This window comes from Pseudomonas sp. TH43 (assembly GCF_016650635.1).
Classification (GTDB): domain Bacteria; phylum Pseudomonadota; class Gammaproteobacteria; order Pseudomonadales; family Pseudomonadaceae; genus Aquipseudomonas.
In genome coordinates this window covers 1,586,717-1,607,310 of the sequence record NZ_JAEKFI010000004.1, presented here as the reverse complement: position 1 = coordinate 1,607,310, position 20,594 = coordinate 1,586,717, and the positions used below count along the sequence as shown (strand labels likewise).

Annotated in this window: 18 protein-coding genes; 12 read left to right on the top strand and 6 right to left on the bottom strand. The window is 60.4% G+C overall.

What is annotated here, in order from left to right; translation table 11 throughout:
- Positions 1-90 precede the first annotated feature (90 nt).
- Together JFT81_RS23710 and JFT81_RS23705 are read left to right on the top strand one after the other, a co-directional pair.
- Positions 91-1,275: a DUF3142 domain-containing protein gene (locus JFT81_RS23710; protein WP_201229461.1), complete on the top strand. Its 1,185-nt coding sequence runs from the start codon at positions 91-93 to the stop codon at positions 1,273-1,275.
- Entirely contained in the window at positions 1,262-3,397 is a 2,136-nt protein-coding gene (locus JFT81_RS23705) for a hypothetical protein (protein WP_201229460.1), read from the top strand. The genes JFT81_RS23710 and JFT81_RS23705 overlap by 14 nt, the downstream gene beginning before the upstream one ends.
- Here the strand turns inward: JFT81_RS23705 and JFT81_RS23700 are convergent.
- Positions 3,394-4,023: a LysE family translocator gene (locus JFT81_RS23700; RefSeq protein ID WP_201229459.1), complete on the bottom strand. Its 630-nt coding sequence runs from the start codon at positions 4,021-4,023 to the stop codon at positions 3,394-3,396. The genes JFT81_RS23705 and JFT81_RS23700 overlap by 4 nt on opposite strands.
- A 145-nt stretch (positions 4,024-4,168) precedes the next feature.
- Here JFT81_RS23700 and JFT81_RS23695 point away from each other — a divergent pair, with 145 nt between their 5' ends.
- Positions 4,169-4,642: an Lrp/AsnC family transcriptional regulator gene (locus JFT81_RS23695; RefSeq protein ID WP_158955444.1), complete on the top strand. Its 474-nt coding sequence runs from the start codon at positions 4,169-4,171 to the stop codon at positions 4,640-4,642.
- Between the two features lie 84 nt (positions 4,643-4,726).
- On the opposite strand, the gene lpdA is transcribed toward JFT81_RS23695, so the two are convergent.
- Positions 4,727-6,127 (bottom strand): dihydrolipoyl dehydrogenase, encoded by a 1,401-nt coding sequence (gene lpdA / locus JFT81_RS23690; protein ID WP_201229458.1) that lies wholly within the window; start codon positions 6,125-6,127, stop codon positions 4,727-4,729.
- 211 nt (positions 6,128-6,338) lie between these two features.
- On the opposite strand from lpdA, the gene JFT81_RS23685 reads away from it, so the two are divergent.
- From JFT81_RS23685 to cfaB, 8 genes are all read left to right on the top strand, one after another.
- Positions 6,339-8,303: a protease modulator HflK gene (locus tag JFT81_RS23685; protein ID WP_201229457.1), complete on the top strand. Its 1,965-nt coding sequence runs from the start codon at positions 6,339-6,341 to the stop codon at positions 8,301-8,303.
- Positions 8,300-9,340, top strand: coding sequence for a protease modulator HflC (locus tag JFT81_RS23680; RefSeq protein ID WP_201229456.1), 1,041 nt, complete (start codon positions 8,300-8,302; stop codon positions 9,338-9,340). Before JFT81_RS23685 ends, JFT81_RS23680 begins: the two co-directional genes overlap by 4 nt.
- Positions 9,337-10,386 carry a protease modulator HflK gene (locus JFT81_RS23675; RefSeq protein ID WP_201229455.1) on the top strand — a complete coding sequence of 350 codons (1,050 nt, stop codon included), beginning with the start codon at positions 9,337-9,339 and terminating at the stop codon, positions 10,384-10,386. Before JFT81_RS23680 ends, JFT81_RS23675 begins: the two co-directional genes overlap by 4 nt.
- The gene (locus tag JFT81_RS23670) at positions 10,383-12,290 is read left to right on the top strand and encodes a heavy metal translocating P-type ATPase (protein WP_201229453.1); all 1,908 of its coding nucleotides are present in this window, start codon (positions 10,383-10,385) and stop codon (positions 12,288-12,290) included. Before JFT81_RS23675 ends, JFT81_RS23670 begins: the two co-directional genes overlap by 4 nt.
- A gap of 110 nt (positions 12,291-12,400) precedes the next feature.
- Positions 12,401-12,652 (top strand): hypothetical protein, encoded by a 252-nt coding sequence (locus JFT81_RS29505; RefSeq protein WP_242485641.1) that lies wholly within the window; start codon positions 12,401-12,403, stop codon positions 12,650-12,652.
- A 65-nt stretch (positions 12,653-12,717) separates the two neighbouring features.
- A complete protein-coding gene (locus tag JFT81_RS23660) occupies positions 12,718-13,563 on the top strand; it encodes a DUF692 domain-containing protein (protein ID WP_201229449.1) in 846 nt (281 codons plus the stop codon).
- Positions 13,554-14,342, top strand: coding sequence for a DNA-binding domain-containing protein (locus JFT81_RS23655; protein ID WP_201229447.1), 789 nt, complete (start codon positions 13,554-13,556; stop codon positions 14,340-14,342). The genes JFT81_RS23660 and JFT81_RS23655 overlap by 10 nt, the downstream gene beginning before the upstream one ends.
- Before the next feature lie 84 nt (positions 14,343-14,426).
- Positions 14,427-15,614 carry a C17 cyclopropane fatty acid synthase CfaB gene (gene cfaB, locus JFT81_RS23650; RefSeq protein WP_201229445.1) on the top strand — a complete coding sequence of 396 codons (1,188 nt, stop codon included), beginning with the start codon at positions 14,427-14,429 and terminating at the stop codon, positions 15,612-15,614.
- 2 nt (positions 15,615-15,616) lie between these two features.
- Here cfaB and cls read toward each other — a convergent pair whose 3' ends face one another.
- Positions 15,617-17,056, bottom strand: coding sequence for a cardiolipin synthase (cls, locus tag JFT81_RS23645; protein ID WP_201229443.1), 1,440 nt, complete (start codon positions 17,054-17,056; stop codon positions 15,617-15,619).
- 131 nt (positions 17,057-17,187) lie between these two features.
- Between cls and JFT81_RS23640 the strand changes: the two genes are divergently transcribed.
- Positions 17,188-17,706 carry a DUF3617 domain-containing protein gene (locus JFT81_RS23640; RefSeq protein WP_201229441.1) on the top strand — a complete coding sequence of 173 codons (519 nt, stop codon included), beginning with the start codon at positions 17,188-17,190 and terminating at the stop codon, positions 17,704-17,706.
- 113 nt (positions 17,707-17,819) lie between these two features.
- On the opposite strand, the gene JFT81_RS23635 is transcribed toward JFT81_RS23640, so the two are convergent.
- Genes JFT81_RS23635 through JFT81_RS23625 form a run of 3 tightly spaced genes read right to left on the bottom strand, consistent with a single transcriptional unit; the run spans position 17,820 to position 20,587 of the window.
- Positions 17,820-19,151, bottom strand: a complete 1,332-nt coding sequence (locus JFT81_RS23635) for a dihydroorotase (protein WP_201229439.1) — start codon at positions 19,149-19,151, stop codon at positions 17,820-17,822.
- A 3-nt stretch (positions 19,152-19,154) separates the two neighbouring features.
- Positions 19,155-19,715, bottom strand: a complete 561-nt coding sequence (locus JFT81_RS23630; protein WP_201229437.1) for a carbonate dehydratase — start codon at positions 19,713-19,715, stop codon at positions 19,155-19,157.
- On the bottom strand, positions 19,712-20,587 hold the full coding sequence (locus JFT81_RS23625; protein WP_201229435.1) for a metal ABC transporter substrate-binding protein: 876 nt from the start codon (positions 20,585-20,587) through the stop codon (positions 19,712-19,714). The genes JFT81_RS23630 and JFT81_RS23625 overlap by 4 nt, the downstream gene beginning before the upstream one ends.
- Positions 20,588-20,594: the final 7 nt, after the last annotated feature.

Sequence of the window (20,594 nt, the reverse complement as noted above, 5' to 3'; positions counted from 1 at the left end):
GAGCAAAAGATCGCAGCCTCGTTTCACTCGACAGCGCCTACAGGGTTTTGTGTAACCTTGCAGCCTTGTGGTGACAGGGGTCTGGAAGGTATGCGCTTTATTGTGGGTCTGTTCCTGAGCATCTTGCTCGCGGGTTGCGAGCAACACGACGCGCCGCCCCTCGACCAACAACTTTATATCTGGCAACGCCAATGGACGCCCGCCCATGAAGCGGCGTTGCGTGACAGCCACGATGACTTTTCAACGCTGCGCGTGCTGGCGCTGCAAGCCTTTCCGAAGGCGGGATGGAGCCGGGCGCGGATCGATGCGCAGCGATTGCACGCCGATGGGCGCCCAGTGATCGCGGTGATTCGTCTCGATGGCCAGCTCAAGTCGCTGGATCAGGCTCAGGTCACTTCGCAGATTCTTCAGGTGCTCGCCGATTGGCAGGCCCAAGGCCTGACGCTGAGCGGCGTCGAGATCGACCACGATGCCGGTAATACACGGTTGCCGGCCTACGCTGAATTTCTCCAACATCTGCGCGCGGCGCTACCGGCAACTCTGGCGTTGAGCATCACCGCGCTGCCGGCGTGGCTCGACAGTGCGCAACTGCCGGCGTTGCTGGCCACGGTCGACAGCAGCGTGCTGCAAGTGCACGCCGTCAGCGACCCGCGTCGGGGTCTGTTTGATCCTGATCAGGCGTTGAAGTGGGCCCGGGCCTGGTCAGGCATCACGGACAAACCGTTTTATCTGGCGCTGCCGGCGTATGGCGTGGCGCTGTTGCCGGATGACGGCGGTGCACCGCTGGTGGAAAGCGAAGTGTCGCTTGAACGGGGCGGAGAGCGCCGCGAGCTGTTGGCGGACCCGCTGCAGTTGAGTCAGCTCGGCAAAGCATTGCGAAACGATCCGCCGGCGCATCTGGCCGGGCTGATCTGGTTTCGCTTGCCGCTGGCCAATGACCGCCGCGCCTGGAGCCTGACCACGTTACGCGCGGTGGCGCGTGGCGATGCGCTGAGCAGCCAGCTCGGCCTGACGTTCAGCGAGCACAACGGGCTCTACGATATCCAACTGAACAACCCTGGAAACCTCGACAGCGCCTGGCCCGCACGCCTCATGGTGAAGGCGCGGGACTGCGAAGGCGCCGATGCGCTCGCCGGTTATTCGTTGCAACAAAGTGCCGATCTGCTTACCTTCACCCGCCTGCGCGACGGCCGCTTGCCGGCGGGTGGACAACGCGCCATCGGTTGGGCACGCTGCGCAAATATTGATCAAGGAGGTTCGCATGTTGTCCCGTAACTGGCCCCGCCATCTGCTCTGCCTGAGCCTCAGCCTGCCGCTGGGTTCGGCGTTGGCCTGCGGGCCGGACTTTCCCAATCGTCTGCTCGAAGATCGCGGACAGACCCTGGCCGATCTGCCCGAGGGCAACTTCAACTTTGAGGTCAGCCGTTTGGGCAAAGCGATTGCCGGGCTGAAAAGCCTGACGCCGGCCGCCAGCACCCAGAATGGTTTGTACGCCGAGCCGACCGATCCTGCCGAAGAGCGTGGCAAGGTGGAGGCCGCTGGCCCGATCGCTGAGCAGCAAGCTCTGGTCACACGTCTGCGCACCTTCACCGATGCCCGCGACGCCTACGCGCAGGGCGCCAGTCTGCCGGCGGAAATCCGTCTGTATGTGGCCGGTGCGGTGGCATTCAATGTCGGCGAGCATCAACTGGCGGTCGATTACTTCAGGCAATTGCTGGCGCTGCCGCCGGATCAGCGCCCACTGCGCAGCACTTGGGCGGCGTATTCGGAAGGGCGCGCGCTGTTTGCCATGAGTCCCGACGCCGACGACATGCTCGACCCACTTGAAGAGGCCATCGCAGCATTCCGGCAGACCCGGCAGTTGAGTATCGACGGCTTCAGCGATCCGCTGGGGCTGGGTGTTGCCAGCCTGGGGGAAGAGGCGCGTGCGGCGCGTCTGACCGGTGGCTGGGACAATGCGATCAATCTTTACGCGGCGCAGAGCGTGCACGGTTCATCGGTGGGCTACACCTCGCTCAAACAACTGGCCAACGAATTGGCTGATATGCCCGAGCCGGAATTGGCCAAGCTGATGCAGCACGAAGGCGTGCAGAAACTGGTCACCGCTTCGTTGATCAGCCGTCTCGGCGGGTCGTTCGGCGATGAACCACCGAACCAGAAAAAGCTGCTCAAGGTCCTGCAAAACAGCACCCGTGGCAGCTTCGATAATGCCGATCGGCTGGCAGCGGTGAATTATCAACAGGGCGATTACGCCAACGCCAAGGCTTTTCTCGAACACGCTGGCGACGGCGGCCTCGCCTGGTGGCTGCGGGCGAAGCTGGCGGTGCGCGACGGCGATAAGAATGCGGCTGTCGCCGCTTATGCCAAAGCCGCACAGGCTTTTCCGCAAAGCGAGGATTGGGGTAATCGGCGTACGCCTGACTGGGCGTTTGAAAGCGTTCAGCCGAAATGCCGTGTCGAAGGCGAAAGTGCAATTCTCGCGCTGCAACGTGGTGAATATCTGCAAGCGTTCGTGCAGTTGTATCGCAGCAATGAGATCTATTGGTTCGATGCCGCAACCGTTGCTGAACGCGTGCTGACGGTCGACGAACTGAAACGGTATGTCGACGAAAATGTGCCGGCACCACCGGTGCTGACCCAACAGGATCGCGACAACTACGTGCAGCTTTCGGTAGCAGCGAAACTGCGCAATCTGCTCGGCCGGCGCTTGCTGCGTGAGGGCCGCTACGCAGAAGCCGTCGGCTATTTCGACAATCCTGACCTGCAGCACAAAGCCGAACTGTACGCTCAGCAGCGGCTCAAGGCTGACGCCGCATGGTGGCCGACCAAACGTGCCAGTGCCTTGTACAACGCGGCGTGGACGGCGCGCGATTGGGGCATGGATATCCTCGGTTACGAGATGGCGCCGGACTACGCCACGCTTGGCGGCAACTACAGTCTGGAGTCCGTCGAATTGAAAGTCGGCCCGCTGATTTCCGAGGCCGAAGTGCAACGCCAGAAAGCCAGTCAAGCGCAGCCGGATCAGCGTTATCACTATCGCTTTGTCGCCACCGAGCTAGCCAGTCGCGCCGCCGACAATCTGCCGCACACCAGTCAGGCGTTCGCCGCCGTGCTGTGCAATGCCGCAGGCTTCAATAGCAGTCTGGAGAACCAAAGTGCGCTGTATCAGCGTTACGTGAAAGAAGGCCCATACGTGCCATGGGCGGTGGACTTCGGTAATCAATGCCCGTACCCGGACTTTGAGAATGCCGACAAACGCTACGTCACCCAAGTGACCGACGCTGTACGCGCCAGTCTGCGACCATACAAGTGGCCGGTGCAGATTGGCGCGATTGTAGTGGCGGTCGGTGCGGCGTTGTTGCTGATCACTCGTCGCCGCAAGGTACGCAAAAGCTAAGCCTGCTGGATGAACGTCAGGCGCACCGCGAAGCCGATCAACAGGCTGCCAAACAGCCATTGTTGAACCCGTTGCGCCGTTGGACTGTGTTGCAGCCAGCGGCCCAGCGCGGCGCCGGTCAGGGCGTAGGCGCTGTCGAACAACAGGCCGACGCCAACCAGCAGCGTGCCGAGCAGAGCAAACTGGCTCAACACGGGGGCGCCATCGGCAACGATGAACTGCGGTAGCAGCACCGAGCAGAACAACAGCGCCTTGGGGTTGAGCAGGTTGGTCAGCAAACCCCGGCGAATCGCCTCGCGCCATTGCCCGTGAGTCGTGGCCATCGCGCCAGCACCGAGATCCGGCACCAGTGAGCTGCGCAGGCATTGAATACCGATCCACAACAGGTACGCAGCGCCCGCCAGCCGTATCACTTCAAATGTCCACGGCGCAGCCTTGAACAGCGCCGCCAACCCCAACGCGGCCAGTGCCACATGACAACCCCGGGCAATCCCCAGGCCGATTGCCGTGGCCAGCGCCGCGCTGCGACCCTGGCGCGCACCGGTTTGCAACAGCAGGATCATGTCCGGGCCGGGCAGCAGAAAGACCACCGCCAATGCCAGGAAAAACAGCCAGAGACTCGCCACGCCCACACCCCTTTCGTTGTCGATTCGGTCGCTCAAGTCTAGGGCCGAAGGGTAGGGCAGGTGCTTGCGTAGTCAGCTTCTAAAGCGCTCGGATTTGGCATAACCTGCTGGTTTTTAGCGCATCAACACTTTGGATCTGCCAAACATGAAACTGGATGCCTTTGATCGCAAGATTCTCGCGGCGCTGCAACGCAACGGACGGTTGAGCAATGTCGAGCTGGCAGATGAAATTGGTTTGTCGGCGTCGCCCTGCTTGCGCCGGGTGCGCATGCTCGAGGAGGCCGGGGTGATTCGCGGCTATCAGGCCAATCTGGATCGCGATGAAGTCGGGCTGGGGCTGACGGTGTTTGTCGGGGTCAAGGTCGAGCGCCACAACGACGCCCAGGCCGAGGCGTTTTACGCGGCGGTGACGGCGTTGCCGGAAGTTATTTCAGCGTTTCTGGTGTCCGGAGAATCGGATTTTCTGCTGCAAGTGGTGGTGCCGGATCTGCGCGCGTATGACCGTTTTCTCAGCGGTTGCCTGCTGAAATTGCCGGGCGTGAGTGATATCCGTAGCAACTTTGCGATTCACACGGTGAAGACGCCGGGAGCCTTGCCGCTGGGACATCTGCCTGCCTGAAAAACCAACATCGCAGCCTTCGGCAGGGAATGCGTACCCGTGTAGGAGCTGCCGAAGGCTGCGATCTTTTGATCTTCTAAACGGTTACATCTGCGTCGCCATCCCCTCGACATTCATCGCCGCCTGGCGCAACGCTTCCGAGCGTGTCGGGTGCGGGTGGCACGTCAACGCAATGTCCTCAGCCGATGCACTGAACTCCATCGCCACACAAAACTCGCCAATCATCTCGCTCACGCTCGGCCCCACCAAATGCACGCCGAGCACTTCATCGGTGCGCTCATCGGCGAGGACTTTGGCAAAACCCTCGGTCTCATGGTTGATCTTCGCCCGGCTGTTGGCGGTGAACGGAAACTTGCCGACCTTGTAGGCACGGCCCTCGGCCTTGAGCTGCTCTTCGGTTTTACCGACGCTGGCCAGCTCCGGTCTGGTGTAGATCACGTTGGGGATCAGGTCGTAATTGACCTCGCCGGCCTTGCCGTGGATCTGCTCGATGCAGGCCATCGCTTCGTCTTCCGCCTTGTGCGCGAGCATCGGCCCGGACGTCACGTCGCCGATCACCCAGACGCCAGCGGCTTCGGTGCGATGCTGTTTATTGGTGAGCATGCCGCGCTTGTCGGTGCTCAGGCCGACGTTCTCCAGCCCCAGGCCCTGGGTGTATGGTCGGCGACCGATGGCCACGAGCACGTAATCAGCTTCCAGTAACTCAGCCGTGCCACCGGCCGCTGGCTCGACGCTGAGCTGCACGCCGTTGGCCGATGAGGTGGCGCTGGTGACTTTTGAGCTCAGTTTGAAGGCGATGCCCTGTTTGCTCAGTGAGCGTTGCAGGGTTTTGCCAGCCTCGCCGTCGACGCCGGGGCAGATACGGTCGAGGTATTCGACGACGGTGACCTGCGCGCCCAGACGCCGCCACACCGAGCCCAATTCCAGACCAATGACGCCGGCGCCGATTACCACCAGATGTTTGGGCACTTCACTCAGGGACAGCGCCCCGGTGGAATCGAGGATGCGCTTGTTGTCGATCTCGACGCCGGGCAGGGGAGTGGGCTCGGAGCCGGTGGCAATGATGATGTCTTTGGCGGTCAGCTCGACCTTGTTGCCCTGATCGTCAGTCACGGTGACCTTGCCCGGGCCATCAATGTGGCCCCAGCCTTTGATCCAGTCGACCTTGTTCTTGCGAAACAGAAACTCGATGCCTTTGGTCAGGCCGGCCACACTCTCGTCTTTCTGCTTCATCATTTGCGCGAGGTTCAGCGTCGGTTTGACCTCGATGCCGAGGTTGGCGAATTCCGCACCCATCGCAGCGTCGTACAGCTCCGAGGCATGCAGCAGGGCTTTCGATGGCATGCAACCAACGTTCAGGCAGGTGCCGCCGAGCGTCGCCCGGCCTTCCACGCAAGCGGCCTTCAGGCCCAGCTGGCCAGCGCGGATCGCCGCGTTATAACCGCCGGGGCCGCCGCCCAGAATCACCACGTCATAGTTGCTCATGCGCTTGCTCCTGATGGATGAATGCGGATCGCTAAAAGTAGCTCTGGATAAAAATTACGAACGTAATATGTGCGTTTCCGGACATTTCGGTCAAGGCTTCAGGCAAGCGACAGGTTGAGCGTCTTTGAATAAGGGCAATTGTGTACGAATATTTCACGCTTTTCGTTATATCGTAACGATATGCAGGGTGAATCAATGATTTCGGGGTGATATGCAAGTTGATCTGGAGGTTGATGGCACGCGAGTGAGCGGGCTGCCGCGCTTTCAACAGGCGGCAACGCAGGCCAAGCGCTTACGCCGCTGGGCTATCGGGCTCGGTGCGTTGGCCGGGGCGGGCTGGGTATTGGCATTTTTTGTCGGGCTGTTTGCCCCGCAATCAATCTGGTTGCCGCTGCTGGTCAATCAGAGTGCGGCGTTGCTGGTGCTGGTCGCCGCGTTGCAGTCGGCGTGGTGGCTAACGCTCTGGCGCGCGCACGCGCTCAATCCCGTCGTGCTGGCGCCGCAGTCGACTGTGCAAGAACAGACCGAGCCGCACGGCTGGTACGAGCGGTTGCTGGACCGTCTGAGCCGGCGTAGCGCGCATGTGCTCGGCCAGATCGGTGCGGCGACGCTGTGGTTGGGCGGTTGGTCGCTGCTGGTGCTGCTGAGCATCGAACAAGTGTGGAATCTCGCCTTAACCCCGGCGGCTGTTGGCGTGTCTGCCACGGTCGGCGCGGCATCGGCGTTGTTGCTGGCGTTCGGTCTGCTGGTACTGGAGCGCCAACTGGCCCAGGACAATCCTGCGCAATGGCCTGAAGCCGGATCACTCGCGCAAATGACGCGTGTGGCAATCATCAGTCTGGTGCTCGGCGCGCTGTGTTTATTGTTCGTCAGTGACAGCTCCGTATGGCCGGTGCGGGTGGCTGTGTTGATCGCTATCTTGCCGGGATTGGTCGCGATCGAGCTGCTATTGCGCGCAGTTCTGTCACTGTTCAGCCCGCGCCGCGAACAGCTTGAACCGACGCTGCTGGCGCGCAGTTTTATCGCCGACATGCTGCGTTGGCCGCCACAGCCGCTGCTTGCGTTGCAGCACGAGTTGCACAACCGCTTCGGCATCGATCTGCGCCAGATCTGGGCGTTCAGTTACATGCGTCGAGCGTTTCTGCCGGTGTTGGCGCTGGTCGCTCTGGTTGGATGGCTGCTGACGGGTATCCACGAAATTCCGCTGCAAGGTCGTGGCATCTACGAGCGTTTTGGCAAACCGGTGGAGGTCTTCGGCCCGGGTTTGCACAGCGGTTTGCCGTGGCCACTGGGGCGTGTATTGAGTGTGGAAAACGGCGTGGTGCATGAGTTGGCCACCAGCGTCGGCGAGAATCCCGCGGCGGTTTCACTCGATCCTGCTGAAGGTCCGGCGCCGCTCACGGCCAATCGCTTGTGGGACGCCAGTCACGTCAACGACAAGTCGCAAGTCATTGCCAGCAGCCGAGGCGAGCAACAGAGCTTTCAGATCGTCAACATGGACGTGCGTTTCGTCTATCGCATTGGCTTGAGTGATCAGGCCGCGCTTGCCGCCACTTACAACAGCGCCGATGTGCCGACGCTGATTCGCAGCACGGCCAGCCGAATTCTGGTGCACGACTTTGCCTCGCGCACGCTCGACGGCTTGCTCGGCGAAGACAGGGCAGGGTTGGCCGCAGAGATCGGCAAAGCGCTACAAAGCGATCTGCAAAAACTCGACAGCGGGGTGGAGATTCTTGCCACGGTGGTCGAGGCGATTCACCCGCCGGCCGGCGCCGCCAACGCTTACCACAGTGTGCAAGCAGCGCAGATCGGTGCGCAGGCATTGATCGCTCGCGAACGCGGTGCCGCCGCAGAAGCGAGTAATCAGGCGCAGTTGCAAGCCAGCCTTGCGCGCGATCAGGCCAGCGCCAATGCGCGCGAGATCAACGCCACGGCGCAGGCTGCCGATCTCAAATTCAACGCCGAGCAAAAAGCCTTTGCCAGTGCCGGCCAGGCGTTTGTGCTGGAGCAATACCTCAGCCAGCTCAGCCTTGGACTGAGCAAAGCCAAGCTGCTGATCCTCGATCATCGTCTGGGCGGCAGCAGCAATGCGCCGACCATCGACTTGCGTACGTTCACGCTGCCGGCTGACCCGACGCCCGCGCGCATCAACGCTCAACCAGGAGTTGCCCATTGAGCCAGTCGCACACTCACTCACCGCATGACCATAGCGGCCACGATCACGGCCATGGCGGGCATCATCATGGGCATCATCACCATCACCACGGTGCGCCGGCAGAGGCAGGGCCGTTTCCGTGGCGGCGCATGGGCTGGGCGCTGTTGCTGGTGGCGTTTGCCATCGCGGCGGCAAGCCTGGTGCAAGTGCGTTCCGGTGAAGCCACGGTCATTACCCGGTTCGGTAATCCATCGCGAGTGCTGCTCGATCCGGGTTTGAGCTGGCGCTGGCCGGCGCCTTTTGAAGCCGCGATCCCGGTCGATCTGCGGTTGCGCACGACGTCCAGCGGTTTGCAGGATGTCGGCACCCGTGACGGCTTGCGCATTATCGTCCAGGCCTATGTGGCGTGGCAGGTGCAGGGCGATGCGGATAACGTGCAGCGCTTCATGCGCGCCGTGCAGAATCAGCCGGACGAAGCGGCGCGGCAGATTCGCACGTTTGTCGGCTCGGCATTGGAAACTACCGCCAGCAGTTTTGACTTGGCGAACCTGGTGAACACCGATGCCAGTCAGGTGCACATCGCTGAATTTGAAGCGCAATTGCGTCAGCAGATCGATCAGCAATTGCTCGCCACTTATGGCGTGCGGGTGGTGCAGGTTGGCGTCGAACGTCTGACCTTGCCGTCGGTGACACTCACCGCGACGGTCGATCGTATGCGCGCCGAGCGTGAAACAATCGCCACCGAACGTACCGCTATCGGCAAACGAGAAGCGGCGCAAATACGTTCTGCCGCCGAACGTGATGCGCGGATTGTTCAGGCTGACGCGACGGTAAAAGCCGCCGAAATCGAAGCGCAATCCCGCGTCGAAGCCGCGCAAATCTACGGCCGCGCCTACGCCGGTTCGCCGCAGCTGTATAACTTGCTGCGCTCGCTGGACACCCTCGGCACCATCGTTACCCCGGATACCAAATTGATTCTGCGTACCGATGCCGCGCCGTTCCGTGTGCTGGTCGACGGCCCGCCGAGTCTCGACAGCAAATCCGGATCGCAGCCATGAATGATGAAGTTCCACGTGGAACACATTCGTTGAACAGCCCATGGATTCAGGCCGGACGTCTGGCGTTTTTTGCCCTGTATGCGGTGACGGTGCTCGCTGCGCTGGCTTGGGCGTTCTCCAATGTGCGGCAGATCGATCCGCAGAATCGCGCGGTGGTTATGCATTTTGGTGCGCTGGATCGCATCCAGAATGCCGGGCTGTTGTTGGCTTGGCCGCAGCCATTTGAGCAGGTAATTTTGTTGCCGGCAGCGGACCGGGTCATCGAGCGTCGAGTGGAAAACCTGCTGCGCACGGACGAGGCATTGAAGGCTGATCGCGTCGCTTCCTTCGCTACGCCGCTGAGTGATGCGCTGGCAGGCTCTGGTTATTTATTGACCGGTGATGCCGGCGTGGTGCAACTGGATGTGCGGGTTTTTTACAAGGTCACCGATCCGTATGACTTCGTGCTTCAAGGCGAACATGTCTTGCCGGCGCTCGATCGGCTGGTCACGCGCAGCGCTGTGGCACTGACAGCCGCACGGGATCTCGACACCATTTTGGTTGCTCGCCCGGAACTGATCGGTGCCGACAACCAAGCGGCAGAACGTCGCGAACGACTGCGCGGTGATTTGGTGCAGGGCATCAACAAACGTTTGGCTGAGTTGAAGGCCAGCGGGCAGGGCATAGGTATTGAAGTGGTGCGGGTCGATGTGCAATCGAGTTTGCCGGATCCGGCGGTCAGTGCTTTCAACGCGGTTTTGACGGCCAGTCAGCAGGCGGACAAAGCCGTGGCCAACGCGCGCACCGACGCCGAGAAACTCACCCAGAGCGCCAACGAACAAGCCGACCGCCTGCTTCAAGTCGCTCACGCACAAGCCGGCGAACGCTTGGCCAAAGCCTCCGCCGACACCGCCACCGTGTCGAGCCTGGCCAGCGCCACTGACCCACAGATGCTCCTGCGTCTATACCGCGAGCGCATGCCGAAGATTCTCGGTCAGGCCGGATCCGTGACCACGGTCGATCCAAAAGATGATTCCCGTCTGATCATTCAGGGAGCCAGTAAATGACTGCGTCCAACGCTGCACCGAGCCTGTTGTCCTCGGCCGAACAACGTCGTGCCGCGCGGCAACTGACCTTGGCGATGCTCGCACTGGGGCTGCTGGGTCTGGGTTTGATCTGGCGTTGGCGGGTGCCGGAACAAACCGGTGTCAGTCAGCTGTTGCTGGGTTTCGCTTCTTTATTGGTAGCTGTGCCGGTGATGCGTTCGGCGTGGTACAGCCTGCGCTATCCAAGCCTGCACGGCATCACCGATCAACTGATTGCCTTGGCCATGCTCGGTGCGTGGGCAACGGGCGATTTGCTCACTGCTGCGTTGCTGCCGATCATCATGATCTTCGGCCACGTGCTGGAAGAGCGCAGTGTCATCGGTTCGCAGGAGGCTATCCACGCGCTCGGCCAATTGACCCGCAGTCACGCGCGCAAGGTTCAGGCGGATGGCTCGATCATTGAAGTGGACAACGGCACGCTGAAATCCGGCGACACCGTCGAGGTGCGTGCCGGTGATCGCGTACCCGCGGACGGACGGGTTTTGTCGGGGCAGGCGAGCCTCGATACGGCGTCGATTACCGGAGAATCGGTGCCGGTAGAGGCGGGCGTCGGCATGACGGTGTTCGGTGGTGCGATCAATCTCGACGGGCTGTTGCGCATCGAAGTGACCCGCACTGGCGACGAATCGACCCTGGGTAAAGTCATCGCACTGATGCAGAACGCCGAGCGCTCGAAACCGCCGATCACCCGGTTGCTCGAACGCTATGCCGGCAGCTACATGGTGCTGGTGTTGCTGCTGGCAGCGGTGACCTGGTTCATCACCAACGACGCGCAAGCGATGCTCGCAGTGTTGGTCGCCGCGTGCCCTTGCGCATTGGTCCTGTCGGCGCCGGCCACGGCGATTGCCGGGGTAGCGGTGGCCGCAAGGCACGGCATTCTGATCCGCAGTTCGGCGTTTCTTGAGGAGCTGGCGGATCTGACCTCATTGGTGGTCGACAAGACCGGCACGCTGACTTACGGCACCTTGCGCTTGCAGTCGATCAACAGCCCTCGCGCGGAATCAGCAACGGTCATGGCGCTGGCCGCCAGCCTTGGTGCGGCCAGCAGTCATCCGGTCAGCCGGGCGCTGGCCGGGTTGGTCAGTCAGGAGCACGCTGTCGCGCTGAGCGAAATCCACGAGCGCCAGGGCCTCGGCGTGGTGGCCATGACCGGCCAGGGCGAAGCGGCCCTCGGGCGGCCGGAGCTGTTCGCGCAACTGGGCATCAGTACGACAACGGTTCCCGATCACGACGGCCCGATTGCCGGATTGGCGTTGAACGGCGAATTCCTGGCCTGGCTGTTGCTGGCTGACAGCGTCAAACCGGAAGCCCGATTCGCCTTGAGCGAACTCCGTGAGTTGGGCCTTGGGCGACAATTGCTGCTGACCGGCGATCGCCAAAGCGTCGCGCAGTCGCTGGCCAGGGATGTCGGTCTGCACGAGGTGCAAGCTCAGGCGCTGCCCGAGGACAAACTCAATCGTGTGCTCAAGGAAATCGACAACGGTTTCCGGCCGATGGTGGTGGGTGATGGCATCAACGACTCGCTGGCACTCAAAGCGGGCGTGGTCGGTGTGGCGATGGGGGCGGGCGGTGCAGACATCGCCTTGGCTTCAGCGGACATCGTGTTGATCGGCAGCGATCTGCGTCGGCTCGGTACCTGCGTGCGCTTGAGTCGTCAGTGCCGCAAGACGTTGCAGGTCAACGTGATCATTGGTTTGGGCTGGACGCTGGCCATTGTCGTGTTCGCCGCGTTCGGCTGGCTGGGCGCTGCCGGGGCAATGATTGCGGCGTTGCTGCACAACCTCAGCACGCTGCTGGTGTTGGGCAATGCCGGGCGATTGCTGCGCTTTCAGGAGCCGCTGCTCAAGCTCAAGGAAGATATTTAAAAATATTTCTGACTCCTCTGTAACGCCGTCGGGGTTGCTCTCTCTAGTGCTGTGTCGGGACTGAACAACCTTCCAGCCGACACCCCTGACGATCACCGAGGATTAGAAAAATGAATATCAAGACTGTTGCTGCTGGTGCCGCTCTCGCTTTGGCCGCTGCCACAATGTTTGCCGGTGTTGCTACCAACGCGATGGCTGCCGATGCCAATGTTCACTGTTACGGCGTCAATGCCTGCAAAGGCCAGAACGACTGCAAAACCAAAGACCATGCTTGCAAAGGCATGGGCTCCTGCAAAGGCCAGGGTTTCAAAGCCATGACTCAAGCGGCTTGCGAAAAAGCAGGTGGCAAGGTCGGCGAATAACTGACCGGCAAGTGCCGCCGCAGTGGTTAACGCCACTGCGGCCACTTTTTTTCAGGAGTTTGCCCATGTCAGTCTCTGTTCCTTTCCTTGGCTACGGCCTGGGATTGCGTAGCGCTTACTACCAGCAGATCCTCGAACAGTCGCCGGACGTCGACTGGTTCGAAGTGGTCTCGGAAAATTTTATGGTGCAGGGCGGCAAGGCCTTGTACCACCTCGATGCCATTGCCGAGCGCTATCCGCTGGTGATGCATGGCGTGTCCTTGTCCATCGGCGGCCCGCACGCGCTCGATGTCGACTATCTCAAACAACTCAGGCAATTGGCCGAGCGGGTGCAACCCGCGTGGATCTCCGATCATTTGTGCTGGAGCCGTGGCAACGCTCACCAATTGCACGATCTGTTGCCGCTGCCGTACACCGAAGAAAGCCTTGAATACATAGCGGGCCGGGTCGCGCAGGTTCAGGACGTGTTGCAGCGTCCGTTGGTGCTGGAGAATGTCTCCAGTTACGTGCGTGGGGCCTCGGATGATTTCAGCGAATGGGAGTTTCTCGCTGCGCTGAGTCAGCTGAGCGGCTGCGAATTGCTCCTCGACGTGAACAATGTCTATGTCAGCTCACGCAATCACGGTTTCGATCCGTGGACGTTCATCAGTAGCCTACCCGTCGATAAAGTCCGGCAATTGCATCTGGCGGGTCACAGCGACTATGGCGATTACGTGATCGACACACACGATCACCCAGTCGCCGATCCAGTCTGGGCGTTGTACCAACGCACCCTCGAACATTTCGGTGCGGTGGCGACTTTGCTGGAGCGTGACGATCACTTTCCTCCCCTCGAAGAGTTGCTTGATGAACTGCAAAAGGCCCGAGAACTGGGAAACAAGGTCTTGGCTGGGAGACAACAATGCGCCTGAAAGAATGGCAACTGGCGTTTGAATCGTTTCTGCTGGATGGCCCGGCAACGGCAAATCCGAGCTTGGGTAACAGCCTGATCGGTGGCCCGACACTCGATGTCGGCACCGGCCTGGCGATTTATCACAACGCCTACAAGGCGCGTTTGCTGGAAGTGCTGCGCAATGATTTTCCGGCCATTGCGTATTGGATGGGCGATGAAGAGTTCGACGCACTGGCCACGACGTACGTCCGCCAATACCCGTCGGCGCACTACAGTTTGCGCTGGCTGGGCAAAGGTTTCGAAGGCTTTATCCGCGAGCACCTGGTGCCGCAGCAAAGTGCGCCATTGGCCGAATTGGCGGCGCTTGAATGGGCTTTCACATTGGCCTTTGATGCGCCGGAGGGTCATCCGCTGACCCTGGAAACCATGGCGGCCCTGGCGGCGGAAGAGTGGCCCGAACTGCGCGTTAAACCGACGGCTTCGTTGCAGTGGCTGGCCTGCGGTTTCAACAGCTTGTCGCTGTGGCGCTCGGTCAAGGAAGGCGGCGAATTCCCTGACAGCGTTGCGCTGCAAATCCCACAGGTGTGCCTGATCTGGCGCCACGAGCTGATCTGTAATTACCGCAGTCTCGAACCTGCCGAAGCCAATGCTTTAAACGGTCTGCTCAGCCAAGATTGGAATTTCGCCGAACTGTGCGCAGCATTAGCAGTCATCTATGGTGAGGGCGCGCCACTTCAAGCAGTTACCTGGCTGAAACAGTGGGTACAGGACGGTATGTTGGAGCGTCTGCAGCAATAGACACGGCTAATCAAATCGATAGCCTGCTATTTTTCAAGGATGGTCTACCCTCAGATCTGACGTCTGAAACAAGGGGGATTTTCCATGCTCGCGCAACTTCCACCGGCCTTACAGAATCTGCAGCTACCGCTTCGCTTGCGACTCTGGGATGGCCACGAGTTCAATCTGGGGCCGGCGCCCAGTGTCACCATCGTGGTCAAGGACCCGCAGATGGTCAGCCAGTTCACCCATCCAAGTCTTGATGCGTTGGGCGCGGCTTTCGTCGAGGGCAAACTGGAACTGGAGGGCTCGATCAGCGAGGTCATCCGGGTCTGCGACGAACTGAGCAATGCCTTGCTCGGTGAGGATGACGACAATCAGCCCGTGCGCTCGGTCCACGACAAGGAAACCGACGCCAAGGCCATTTCCTACCACTACGACTTGTCCAACGCGTTTTATCAGCTGTGGCTGGACAGCGACATGGCGTATTCGTGTGCCTATTTCGAAACGGGCAGCGAAACCCTTGAGCAGGCGCAACAGGCCAAATTCCGTCATCTATGCCGCAAGCTGCGCTTGCAGCCTGGCGACTATCTGCTGGATGTCGGCTGCGGTTGGGGTGGCCTCGCGCGATACGCTGCTCGCGAGTTCGGCGCCAAAGTGTTCGGCATCACCCTGAGCAAGGAACAGCTGGAACTGGCGCGTGAGCGGGTCAAAGCTGAAGGCCTGGAAGACCAGATCGAACTGCAGCTGCTCGACTATCGTGATCTGCCTCAGGATGGGCGATTCGACAAGGTGGTCAGCGTCGGTATGTTCGAACACGTCGGCCACGCCAATCTGGCCGAGTACTGCAAAACCCTGTTCGGCGCGGTGAAGGAGGGCGGCCTGGTGATGAACCACGGCATCACCGCCAAGCACACTGATGGCCGCCCAGTGGGGCGCGGTGCCGGGGATTTCATCGAGAAATACGTGTTCCCCAATGGCGAGCTGCCACACCTGTCGATGATCTCGGCCGAGATCAGCGAAGCGGGTCTGGAGATTGTCGACGTTGAAAGCTTGCGGCTGCACTACGCGCGCACACTGGATCACTGGAGCGAGCGTCTGGAGGACAACCTCGAAGCGGCGGGTAAACTGGTGCCGGATCAGGCGCTACGCATCTGGCGTTTGTACCTCGCCGGTTGTGCCTATGCGTTCGCGCGCGGCTGGATCAATCTGCACCAGATCCTCGCAGTGAAGGCGCATGCCGATGGCAGCCATGAACTGCCATGGACCCGCGACGACATCTATAACCCTTAGCTTCAGAGAATCGGTGAAATAAGCCGGGCGATCCGCATGCCGAGTTGTTGCAGGCGGTGGATCTCCCGGCTTTCTTCTTGGGCGATCTCGCACGATTGCTCGAAATCCTCAATGAGCATGTGTTCCACACTCGCAGCGAAGGCGCTGTCGACGGTCAGTAGCATCACCTCGAAATTCAGCCGAAACGAGCGGTTATCCAGATTGGCGCTGCCGATGGCGCTGATCTCGCTGTCGATCAACACCACTTTCTGATGCAGAAAACCGGGTTGGTAGCGGAAAACTCGCACGCCGGCACGCACGGCCTCGAACGCATAGAGGCTGGAAGCGGCGTAAACGATGCGGTGATCGGGGCGCGACGGCAGCAGCAAACGCACATCGACACCGCGTAACACTGCCAGCCTTAACGCGGCAAACACCGCTTCGTCAGGTATGAAATAAGGGCTGGTGATCCACACCCGTTCGGTTGCCGCGTGGATCGCTTCGACGAAGAACAGCGAACAGGTTTCGTAAGCATCGGCCGGGCCGCTGGCGAGCAGTTGACAGAGCACGCCGTCGTCGGGGTACTCATCCGGCAGGATCAGCGGCGGCAGACTGCGCGCAGCCCAGAACCAGTCTTCGGCAAAGGATTCCTGCATGCACGCCACCACCGGGCCACGGACTTTTACGTGGGTATCGCGCCACGGGGCCAGCGGCGGTTTCTCGCCCATGTACTCATCGCCGACGTTATGCCCGCCAACGAAGCCGACGACGCCGTCGACCACGACAATTTTGCGATGGTTACGGAAGTTGACCTGAAAGCGATTGAGCCAGCCACTGCGCGTGGCGAAAGCTTTGACCTCGACACCGCCGTCGCGCAACGCCTGCACGTAACTGTGGGGCAGGGCGTGGCTGCCGATGCGGTCGTAAAGCAAATGAATGCTCACGCCTTCGGCGGCTTTCTTCAGCAGCAGATCACGCAAGCGCTGGCCGAGCCGATCATCGTGGATGATGAAGAACTGGATCAGCACTGCTTCTTTTGCGTGGTCGATGGCTTGGAAAATCGCTTCAAAAGTTGCCGCGCCGTTCACCAGCAACTGCACTTCGTTGTTCGCCAGGCATGGCATACGCCCCAGTTTTGGCATCGCCCGTAATGACGCGTAGGCATTTGAGGCGCGGGCGGTCAGGGCTTCTTCCACCCACGGCCGCCAATTCAGTTCGGAGATGGCCTGACGCATCTGTTCGTTGGCCTGGCGCCGGGCCTTGATGTAACCATCGAAGGTACTGCGGCCAAACACCAGATACGGAATTAGCGTGAGATAGGGAATAAAGATCAGCGACAATGCCCAGGCGATCGAGCCTTGAGCCGTGCGCACGGTGAGCACCGCATGTATCGCGGCGATCAAGCCGAGGGTGTGTATCAGGGCGATCAAGTAACCGAAAATGTGCGGTCCAAAATAATCCATGGGGCAGCCTTGCTCCGGAAGATTCAATGCTTAACAGACCATGTTCTGTCGCGAATGTCGCTATTTAATTGGCGCATGAACCGAAGCAATCGGCCGGCGTCTAACGGCCACTACTGATCAGGAGTTTTTCGATGAATGTTCGTCTGCTGGGTTTGGCGCTGGGCCTGGGTTTGGCAATGCCGATGATTGCGCAGGCGCAGATGCTGCAGCCGGGGCTGTGGGAAATGACATCGAGCAACGTCAAGGTCGATGACCAGCCGATGGATGTGCAATCGATTCTTGGCCAGCTCCAAGGCCAGATGACTCCGCAACAGCGTGCAGCGCTGGAAAAGAACGGGATCAATATTGGCGGCAAAGGCATCCGCGCCTGCCTGACGCCTGAGCAAGTGGCGACCAACGACATCCCACTGGCCGACCCGCAATCGGGCTGCAAACAGCAGATCACCGAGCGCAGCGGCAATCAGTGGAAATTCCGTTTCAGTTGCCCGAAAGCTCAGGGCACTGGTGTGGCGACGTTCGTTAGCGATCGTGAGTTCACCACGGTGGCCAACGGCACGTTCAACGCGATCGGGATCAATCAGAAGGGCAGTCTGGAAACCCGCGCGGTGTGGTTGGGCCAGGACTGCGGCGCCGTTAAACCCCGCGCTTGATGCGATCCCTGCAGGAGCTGCGGCACGCTGCGATCTTTTGATCTTGATTGTCAAAAACAAGATCAAAAGATTGCAGCCTCGTTTCACTCGTCAGCTCCTACAGGGTTGTTGAATCAGCGCATAAACCTCAGCGCCAACCCCCGACACCCCTCGTTCACCCGTCCCTCCCGCCACGCAATCTGCCCGGACACTATCGTCGTGCCTACTCGATGCCGAAAGCTGCGCCCGGCAAACGGCGTCCAGCCGCACTGCGACAGAATCGGCTGCCGATCTACCGCCAGCGTTTGCGGTTCAACCAACACCAGATCTGCCCAATACCCCTCACGCAAATAACCCCGATCAGGAATAGCAAACAAGTCAGCCACGCGATGGCTGGTCTTCGCCACCAGCGTAGTGATGGGCAGCACGCCGTCCGCGACCAGTTCCAGCAGCGCCGGCAGCGCATGTTGCACCAACGGCATCCCCGAAGGCGCCTGAGTATAGGGCTGCTGCTTTTCTTCCCAGGTATGCGGTGCATGATCGCTACCTATAACGTCCAGCCGATTGCTGTTCAACGCCTCGCGCAGGGCATCCCGATCAGCTTGGGTTTTAATCGCCGGATTGCACTTGATCAGGTTGCCGAGGTTTGGGTAGTCACGATCATCGAACAACAAATGATGCAGACACACTTCTGCGGTGATGCGTTTTTGCGCCAGGGGGCTGTCCTCGAACAAGGCTAGTTCCCGCGCTGTGGTCAGGTGTAAAACGTGCAGGCGTGTGCCGTGACGTCGGGCCAATTCCACTGCCAGTGAAGAGGAGCGATAACACGCCTCGGCATCACGGATCAGCGGATGAGCGGCGGGAGGGATTAGATCGCCGAACACCTCCCGCAGGTTGGCCACGTTAGCGTCGATGCTCGGTGTGTGTTCGCAGTGGGCCAACAGGATCGTCGGCACTTCGGCGAACAGCCGCTCAAGGATCTGCGGATCATCCACCAGCATGTTGCCGGTCGAAGCGCCCATGAACACTTTAACGCCGGCTACCTCACACGGATTGAGCGCGGCCACCGTGTCGAGGTTGTCCCGGCTCACGCCAAAGTGAAAGCCGTAATTGGCCACCGAACTGATCCCCGCCCGACGCTTTTTATCCGCCAACGCTTCGAGGGTGAGCGTTGCCGGGTTGGTGTTGGGCATGTCCATGAAGCTGGTGATGCCACCGGCGACTGCCGCCCGCGATTCCGTGTAGAGGCTGCCCTTGGTCCGCGCGCCAGGTTCTCGGAAGTGAACCTGGTCGTCGATCATTCCCGGCAGCAACCATTGGCCGTTGGCATCGATTTCTAGCGTCGCATTTTCACCTTCGATGCAGCGGGCAATCTTGACGATGCGGCCATGGCTGACCAACAGATCGGCGTCGAATACTCGTCCTTCGTTGACCAGTCTGGCGTTGCGAATCAGCACACTGCTCATGGCTCAGAACTCGTTCTGCAAGGCTTTGTAGCCGCGCACCAGATCGACGTTGGTGCGCGCCACGTCTTCGGAAAACTCCGAGGCGCTGATGCTCACCGGTGGGAATAACGAGAGGTCGGTATTGGGGCCGATGCGGGTAGTGGAGGGCACGTAGAACGCGTCGGGCAGATCGCGGCCGTCGACCACCGAATTGTGCCGCACCACGCAGCCGTTACCGACTACGCAGTTGAACAGTACGCTGTTGAAACCGATGAACACCCGATCACCGACGATACATGGGCCATGCACGATCGAGCGGTGGGCGATGGAGCTGAACTCGCCGATAGTCACCGCCGCGCCGGATTTCGAGTGAATGACGACGCCGTCCTGAATGTTTGAATTTGCGCCGATGGTGATCGGTTCCATATCGCCTGAAGCATCCACTTCGTCGGCACGGATGACAGCGTACGGACCAACGAAGACGTTTTCACCGATCACCACTTTGCCGCAGATGATCGCGGTTTTATCGACGTAAGCCGACTCGGCAATCTGCGGTAGATCACCTGAAGGATTCTTGCGGATCATGGTTGGCGCAGCGCGTCGTACAGGGTGTTGAGGTTGTACTCGAACAACCCGGTGAAGGTGCTGGCCGGGCCGCTGGCAGCGAGGGCATCCGAGTACAGCGTGCCACCAATGTGTGCGCCGCTTTCGTCGGCAATCTGTTTGAGCAAGCGCGCATCCTTGATGTTTTCCATGAACACCGCTTTGACGTTGGCCTGACGGATCTGGGTGATCAGCGCAGCGACTTCGGTCGCTGAGGGCTCACGCTCGGTGGACAGTCCTTGCGGTGCCATGAAGTCGATTCCGTACGCCTGGCCGAGATAACCAAAGGCGTCGTGGCTGGTAACGATCTTGCGATTGCCCGGCGGCAACGAACCTAGTTTCGCCTTGGCTTCGGCGAGCAGGGCGTAGATCTGCCTAAGGTAGGTTTTGCTGTTGCGCTGGTATTCGGCTGCGTTCGCCGGGTCGGCGGCGATCAATGCTTGAGTGATGTTGGCGATATACAACTCGGTATTGGCCAGGTTGTGCCAGGCGTGTGGGTCGGGAACGGTTTCGCCGTCCTCATCCAGCGAGCGCGGGATCACGCCGTGGCTGGCACTGATGACGGTGGCCTTGGTTTCGGTGCTGGTCACCAGACGATCCAGCCACGGCTCGAAACCCAGGCCGTTCTTGATGATCAATTTGGCTTTTAGCAGCGCTTTCGCATCGTCCGGTGTCGGTTCGTAGGTGTGCGCGTCGGCGTCCGGGCCGACCATATTGGTGATCTGGATATGCTCACCGCCGACCTGATGGACCATGTCGGCGAGAATGCTGAAACTGGTGACCACCGGCAATTTTTCCGCCGCCGACAATGACATCGACAGCATCAGGCTGAACAGCACGAGTAGAACGCGCATCGGGAAA

Excerpts from the sequence above, each read along its gene's own strand:
- JFT81_RS23710 (WP_201229461.1), top strand. The coding sequence starts at position 91 with ATGCGCTTTATTGTGGGTCTGTTCCTGAGCATCTTGCTCGCGGGTTGC.
- JFT81_RS23705 (WP_201229460.1), top strand. The coding sequence starts at position 1,262 with ATGTTGTCCCGTAACTGGCCCCGCCATCTGCTCTGCCTGAGCCTCAGC.
- JFT81_RS23695 (WP_158955444.1), top strand. The coding sequence starts at position 4,169 with ATGAAACTGGATGCCTTTGATCGCAAGATTCTCGCGGCGCTGCAACGC.
- lpdA (WP_201229458.1), bottom strand. The coding sequence starts at position 6,127 with ATGAGCAACTATGACGTGGTGATTCTGGGCGGCGGCCCCGGCGGTTAT.
- JFT81_RS23685 (WP_201229457.1), top strand. The coding sequence starts at position 6,339 with ATGCAAGTTGATCTGGAGGTTGATGGCACGCGAGTGAGCGGGCTGCCG.
- JFT81_RS23675 (WP_201229455.1), top strand. The coding sequence starts at position 9,337 with ATGAATGATGAAGTTCCACGTGGAACACATTCGTTGAACAGCCCATGG.
- JFT81_RS23670 (WP_201229453.1), top strand. The coding sequence starts at position 10,383 with ATGACTGCGTCCAACGCTGCACCGAGCCTGTTGTCCTCGGCCGAACAA.
- JFT81_RS29505 (WP_242485641.1), top strand. The coding sequence starts at position 12,401 with ATGAATATCAAGACTGTTGCTGCTGGTGCCGCTCTCGCTTTGGCCGCT.
- JFT81_RS23660 (WP_201229449.1), top strand. The coding sequence starts at position 12,718 with ATGTCAGTCTCTGTTCCTTTCCTTGGCTACGGCCTGGGATTGCGTAGC.
- JFT81_RS23655 (WP_201229447.1), top strand. The coding sequence starts at position 13,554 with ATGCGCCTGAAAGAATGGCAACTGGCGTTTGAATCGTTTCTGCTGGAT.
- cfaB (WP_201229445.1), top strand. The coding sequence starts at position 14,427 with ATGCTCGCGCAACTTCCACCGGCCTTACAGAATCTGCAGCTACCGCTT.
- cls (WP_201229443.1), bottom strand. The coding sequence starts at position 17,056 with ATGGATTATTTTGGACCGCACATTTTCGGTTACTTGATCGCCCTGATA.
- JFT81_RS23640 (WP_201229441.1), top strand. The coding sequence starts at position 17,188 with ATGAATGTTCGTCTGCTGGGTTTGGCGCTGGGCCTGGGTTTGGCAATG.
- JFT81_RS23635 (WP_201229439.1), bottom strand. The coding sequence starts at position 19,151 with ATGAGCAGTGTGCTGATTCGCAACGCCAGACTGGTCAACGAAGGACGA.
- JFT81_RS23630 (WP_201229437.1), bottom strand. The coding sequence starts at position 19,715 with ATGATCCGCAAGAATCCTTCAGGTGATCTACCGCAGATTGCCGAGTCG.
- JFT81_RS23625 (WP_201229435.1), bottom strand. The coding sequence starts at position 20,587 with ATGCGCGTTCTACTCGTGCTGTTCAGCCTGATGCTGTCGATGTCATTG.